Raw genomic sequence first — 5,751 nt, 5'->3', positions numbered from 1 at the left:
GACACGAGAAGAGCGAATAACCCATGGCTGAAGTACTGGTGCTCGTCGAGCACGCCGAAGGCGCGTTGAAGAAGGTCACCGCCGAACTGATCACCGCCGCCCGGGCTCTGGGCGAGCCGGCCGCTGTCGTCATCGGCAAGCCGGGGACGGCCGATCTGCTCGTCGACGGGCTCAAGGAGGCCGGCGCCGCCAAGGTCTACGTCGCCGAGTCCGACGACGCCGACAACTACCTGATCACCCCGTACGTCGATGTGCTGGCGTCGCTGGCCGAATCGGCCACCCCGGCCGCGGTGCTGCTGTGCGCCAACGCGGACGGCAAGGAGATCGCGGGCCGCCTCGCCGCCCGGATCGGGTCGGGTCTGCTGGTCGATGTGGTCGAAGTCATGGAGGGCAACAAGGCCGTCCACTCCATCTTCGGCGGCGCGTTCACCGTCGAGGCGCAAGCCAACGGCGACACCCCGGTGATCACGGTGCGCGCCGGCGCGATCGAGGCGCAGCCTCAGGCCGGGGCGGGCGAGCAGGTCAGCGTGGAGGTGCCCGCCGCCGCCGACAACGCCACCAAGATCACCACCCGCGAGCCCGCGGTCGCCGGTGACCGCCCGGAGCTGACCGAGGCCACCATCGTGGTCTCCGGGGGTCGTGGTGTCGGCAGCGCCGAGAACTTCAGCGTGGTCGAAGACCTCGCCGACGCGCTGGGTGCGGCCGTCGGGGCGTCGCGCGCCGCGGTGGACTCCGGCTACTACCCGGGCCAGTTCCAGGTCGGCCAGACCGGCAAGACGGTGTCCCCGCAGCTCTACATCGCGCTGGGCATCTCCGGGGCGATCCAGCACCGTGCCGGCATGCAGACGTCGAAGACCATCATCGCCGTCAACAAGGACGAAGAGGCGCCCATCTTCGAGATCGCCGACTACGGGATCATCGGCGACCTGTTCAAGGTGGCGCCCCAGCTGACGGAGGCGGTCAAGGCCCGCAAGGACTGAATTTCCCCTTCCACCAGACGCGAAAGCCCCCGCACGCCCGGCGTGTCGGGGGCTTTCGCGTCTGCCCGCGCCGCCACCCCCGGTTGGCGTCAGTGTGCCCGTGCCGTGGTGCCGATCGCCCCGCCTGCGTGCATTTCGTCATCTGACGTGCACCGACACGTCAGCGCGCCGATGCCGATTCGCCGAACAGGTACGACACGGTCATCCCATGAGCATTGCTTCGGTCCTCATACCCAGCGACACACCGGACGGCGTCGCGGCGAGCGCGCCGGCCAGCCCGCGCTACTCCCTGCTGCTGTCCACCGACCCCGGCATGATCGAGGCGGCCCAGCGGCTCCGCTACGACGTGTTCAGCAGCACCCCCGGCTTCGCCCTGCCGGCCGGTGGTTACCAACGGCGCGACGTCGACCGGTTCGACGAGTTCTGCGACCACCTGCTGGTTCGCGACGACGACAGCGACGAACTGGTGGGTTGCTACCGGATGCTGGCGCCGGCGGGCGCGATCGCGGCCGGCGGGCTCTACACCGAGACGGAGTTCGACCTGCGCGCCTTCGACCCGCTGCGGGCGTCACTGGTGGAGATGGGCCGCGCCGTGGTGCGCGACGGCCACCGCAACGGCGCCGTGGTGCTGTTGATGTGGGCCGGCATCCTCGCCTACCTGGATCGCTACGACTACGACTACGTCACCGGATGTGTGTCGGTGCCGATCGGCGGCGAGTCCGGCGATGAGGCGCCGGGCAGCCTTCTGCGCGGCGTCCGCGATGTCATCCTGAGCCGTCATGCCGCACCATCGCGGTACCGGGTGCACCCGCACCGGCCGGTGGTCGTCGACGGCCGTGCCCTCGACGACATCCCCGCACCGGCCCGGTCGTCGGTTCCCGCCCTGCTGCGTGGCTACCTGCGGCTGGGCGCCCAGGTCTGCGGTGAACCCGCCCACGATCCGGCGTTCGGCGTCGGCGACTTCTGCGTCCTGCTGGACAAGCGGCGCGCCGACACCCGGTACCTGCGAAGACTGCGGTCGGTCTCGGCGGCCTCCCAGCTGACCTCCGACCCGGCCGGTGACCGGCGGTGATTCCCGCCGCGGGCCACGCCTGGCTGCCCCACAACAAGTGCGACGCCAGCTGTGTCTGCCAGGACAACACCGATGACGAGTCCCGCGTGCGGGTGGCGCTGCGGGTGGCGCTGCGCTGCGCGCTGGCGTTCCTGTTGGCGCCGGGGCTGCCGTTGCTGGCGGTGCCCCTGCCGGGCCGCACGCGCATCCAGCGCCTCTACTGCCGATCGGTGCTGCGCTGCTTCGGGGTGCGGATCGCTGTGTCGGGCAACCCGATCCGCAATCTGCGCGGCGTGCTGGTGGTCAGCTCCCACACGTCGTGGCTGGACGTCTTTGCCATCGGGTCGGTGTTGCCCGGGTCTTTCGTGGCCCGCGCCGACATGTTCACCGGGCGCGGGACGGGAGTGGTGGCCCGAATCCTGAAGGTCATCCCGATCGACCGGTCCAGCCTGAGGCGCCTGCCCGCGGTGGTCGACGCCGTCGCCGGGCGGCTGCGTGCGGGCCAGACGGTGGTGGCCTTCCCCGAGGGCACCACCTGGTGCGGACGCCCTCGGGGTTCGCACCGCGGCCGCGGGTCCTTCTACCCCGCGATGTTCCAGGCCGCCATCGACGCCGGCCGCCCGGCGCAGCCGCTGCGGCTGACCTACCACCACCCCGACGGCAGCGTCTCGACCGTGCCGGCCTTCGTCGGCGACGAGACCCTGCCACGCTCGATCCGCCGGTTGCTCACCGTGCGGCGCACGCTGGCGCGGGTGCAGGTCGAAGCCCTGCAGCTGCCGCGCACCGACCGGCGCGACCTGGCCGGCCGCTGCCAGTCCGCGGTGGCCCTGGGAGTGTCCCGGCATCAGGGTGTCGGACACGTGCTGGTGGCCTGACGCCGCGGCCCGCTGCGCAGTGTGGGGCCGCTGAGCGGGCAGGTAACGTGGGGCGCGTCATGGTCTACCTGGATCACGCTGCCAGCACCCCGATGCACCCCGCGGCCGTCGAGGCGATGACGGCCGTGCTCGGCGCGGTGGGCAACGCGTCCTCGCTGCACACCAGCGGGCGGGTGGCGCGGCGGCGGATTGAGGAATCCCGCGAGCTCATCGCCGACCGGCTGGGCGCGCGACCCTCGGAGGTGATCTTCACCGCGGGCGGCACCGAGAGCGACAATCTCGCCGTCAAGGGCATCTACTGGGCCCGGCGCGACGCCGACCCGCGCCACCGTCGCATCGTGACCACCGAGGTCGAACACCACGCCGTCCTGGACGCGGTGAACTGGCTCGTCGAACACGAGGACGCCCGGGTGACCCGGCTCCCCACGGCCCCCGACGGGTCGGTCGCGGCGGCCGCGCTGCGCGAGGTGCTGCAGACCCACGACGACGTTGCGCTGGTGACGGCGATGTGGGCCAATAACGAGGTCGGCACCGTGTTGCCCGTCGCCGAGCTCGCCGCCGTCGCCGCGGAATTCGGTGTCCCGATGCACAGCGACGCCGTGCAGGCCGTCGGCCAGCTGCCCGTCGACTTCTCCGCCGGCGCGCTGTCGGCGATCAGCCTGACCGCGCACAAGTTCGGCGGGCCCGCCGGCGTGGGTGCGTTGCTGCTGCGCCGCGACGTGGCCTGCGTGCCGCTGGCGCACGGCGGTGGCCAGGAGCGCGACATCCGCTCCGGTACACCCGATGTCGCCGGTGCCGTCGGGATGGCGGCAGCGCTCCGGATCGCGGTGGACGGCCTGGAAGCCAACGGCGTGCGGCTGCGTGCCCTGCGGGACCGACTGGTCGACGGCGTGTTGGCTTCCGTCGACGACGTCACACTCAACGGCGCCCGCGACCCGCTGCGGCTACCCGGAAACGCGCACTTCACCTTTCGCGGCTGCGAAGGCGATGCGCTGCTGATGCTGTTGGACGCCAACGGGATCGAGTGTTCTACGGGGTCGGCCTGCACGGCCGGTGTCGCACAACCGTCGCACGTGCTGCTCGCGATGGGCGCAGACCCGGCCGGCGCCCGGGGATCGCTGCGGTTCTCCTTGGGCCACACCAGCGTCGACGCGGACGTCGACGCGCTCTTGCGGGTGCTGCCCGGTGCGGTGGACCGCGCCCGCAGGGCCGCCCTGGCCGCCGCGGGGGCCTCCTAGGTGAAGGTCCTCGCTGCGATGAGCGGCGGTGTGGACTCCTCGGTGGCCGCCGCCCGCATGGTCGACGCCGGGCACGAGGTGGTCGGCGTCCATCTGGCGCTCTCAGCGGCGCCCGGCACGCTGCGCACCGGGTCACGCGGCTGCTGCTCGAAGGAGGACGCCTCCGACGCGCGCCGGGTCGCCGACGTCCTCGGAATCCCTTTCTACGTCTGGGATTTCGCCGAAAGGTTCGAAGCCGAGGTGATCGACGACTTCGTGTCGTCCTACGCGCGAGGCGAGACGCCCAATCCGTGCGTGCGTTGCAACCAGCGGATCAAGTTCTCGGCGCTGTCGGCCAAGGCGCTGGCGCTGGGCTTCGACGCCGTGGCCACCGGCCACTACGCCCGGCTGTCCGGGGGGCGGCTGCGCCGCGCCGTCGACCGCGACAAGGACCAGTCCTACGTGCTGGCGGTGCTGACCGCCGGGCAGCTGCGCCACGCGGTGTTCCCGATCGGGGACACGCCCAAGCCGCAGATCCGCGCCGAGGCCGCCCGGCGTGGCCTGGCGGTCGCCGAAAAGCCGGACAGCCACGACATCTGCTTCATCCCGTCCGGGGACACCCGGACCTTCCTGGGGGAGCGCATCGGGGTGCGGCCCGGCCGCGTGGTCGACGCCGACGGCGCGGTGCTGGCGACCCACGACGGGGTGCACGGCTTCACCGTCGGGCAGCGCAAGGGCCTGGGCATCGCCGGGCCGGGGCCGGGCGGCGCCCCGCGCTACGTGACCGCGATCGACGCGCGGACCGCCACGGTCCGGGTGGGCGGGGTGAGCGACCTCGACGTCGACGAGTTGGTCGGACGGTCGCCGGTGTTCACCGCCGGAGTCGCGCCGTGCCGCGCGATCGAGTGCGCGGTCCAGGTACGTGCGCACGGTGACGCGGTGAGCGCGGTCGCGGAACTGGTCGGCGACGAGCTGGTCGTGCGGTTGCGTGCCCCGCTGCGCGGGGTGGCGCGCGGCCAGACGCTGGCACTGTACCGGCCCGACGCGCGCGGCGACGAGGTGATCGGCAGCGCCACCATCACCGGCGCCCGGCGTTAATGCGCCACGTTCGCGGCGATGTTGGTCATCACGATGTCGGACACCGACTGCGGGAAGCCGCAGTAGGTGACCTCCAGCAGGGCCACCGACAGGACCCGGTAGTCGCGCCCGCAGCCGCCGGGGCGCAGGTGCAGTGAGCTCGCGTTGGCCTGCCAGTCGCCGACGAGCAGCTGTCCGGCCGCGCTGTCGGCGCAGTCGCCGACGGCGCCCACCAGGGCTCCGAACGCCCGCCGGGCGGTGTCGCTGTCGGGGTAGGCGGCGGCGCCCTCGGAGATCAGCGCCCCCTCGGGCGGGTCCTGGAACGTCGTCTTGTGGAACTCCGCGATGTCGGGTCCGAACGTCGCGGTCTCGGCGAACAGGAACCGGCATTGCGGCGGCGCGTTGTCGGCCAGGGCGTCGATGTCCACCGGGCTGATGTCGTCCATCGACGGAATGACCGTCAGGTGTTCACCGGCGCCGGTGATCGCGCGCATCCGCGGCTGGTCCAGCAGCACCGTGTCGACGTCGACGCCGTGCACGGGATGCCGGGT

Annotated in this window: 6 protein-coding genes; 5 read left to right on the top strand and 1 reads right to left on the bottom strand. The window is 72.3% G+C overall.

The window, feature by feature from the left end; all coding sequences use genetic code 11:
• The first annotated feature begins 23 nt into the window (after positions 1 to 23).
• The 5 genes from AC2VOK_RS20240 (at position 24) to mnmA (ending at position 5,221) form a co-directional block, all read left to right on the top strand.
• Positions 24 to 980 (top strand): electron transfer flavoprotein subunit alpha/FixB family protein, encoded by a 957-nt coding sequence (locus AC2VOK_RS20240; RefSeq protein WP_428902038.1) that lies wholly within the window; start codon positions 24 to 26, stop codon positions 978 to 980.
• Positions 981 to 1,188: 208 nt separating this feature from the next.
• Positions 1,189 to 2,052, top strand: coding sequence for a GNAT family N-acetyltransferase (locus tag AC2VOK_RS20235; RefSeq protein ID WP_428902037.1), 864 nt, complete (start codon positions 1,189 to 1,191; stop codon positions 2,050 to 2,052).
• Positions 2,052 to 2,906, top strand: coding sequence for a lysophospholipid acyltransferase family protein (locus AC2VOK_RS20230; RefSeq protein ID WP_428902039.1), 855 nt, complete (start codon positions 2,052 to 2,054; stop codon positions 2,904 to 2,906). Before AC2VOK_RS20235 ends, AC2VOK_RS20230 begins: the two co-directional genes overlap by 1 nt.
• A gap of 59 nt (positions 2,907 to 2,965) precedes the next feature.
• On the top strand, positions 2,966 to 4,144 hold the full coding sequence (locus AC2VOK_RS20225) for a cysteine desulfurase family protein (RefSeq protein ID WP_428902036.1): 1,179 nt from the start codon (positions 2,966 to 2,968) through the stop codon (positions 4,142 to 4,144).
• The gene (gene mnmA / locus AC2VOK_RS20220; protein ID WP_428902035.1) at positions 4,145 to 5,221 is read left to right on the top strand and encodes a tRNA 2-thiouridine(34) synthase MnmA; all 1,077 of its coding nucleotides are present in this window, start codon (positions 4,145 to 4,147) and stop codon (positions 5,219 to 5,221) included.
• Here mnmA and AC2VOK_RS20215 read toward each other — a convergent pair.
• Positions 5,218 to 5,751: sensor domain-containing protein (locus AC2VOK_RS20215; protein WP_428902034.1), on the bottom strand; the 534-nt coding region annotated here is incomplete at its 5' end. The two genes, mnmA and AC2VOK_RS20215, sit on opposite strands and share 4 nt — an antisense overlap.

This window comes from Mycobacterium sp. TH-M116 (assembly GCF_057473685.1).
This window is presented reverse-complemented; position numbering and strand designations above follow the sequence as displayed.

Excerpts from the sequence above, each read along its gene's own strand:
- AC2VOK_RS20240 (WP_428902038.1), top strand. The coding sequence starts at position 24 with ATGGCTGAAGTACTGGTGCTCGTCGAGCACGCCGAAGGCGCGTTGAAG.
- AC2VOK_RS20235 (WP_428902037.1), top strand. The coding sequence starts at position 1,189 with ATGAGCATTGCTTCGGTCCTCATACCCAGCGACACACCGGACGGCGTC.
- AC2VOK_RS20225 (WP_428902036.1), top strand. The coding sequence starts at position 2,966 with ATGGTCTACCTGGATCACGCTGCCAGCACCCCGATGCACCCCGCGGCC.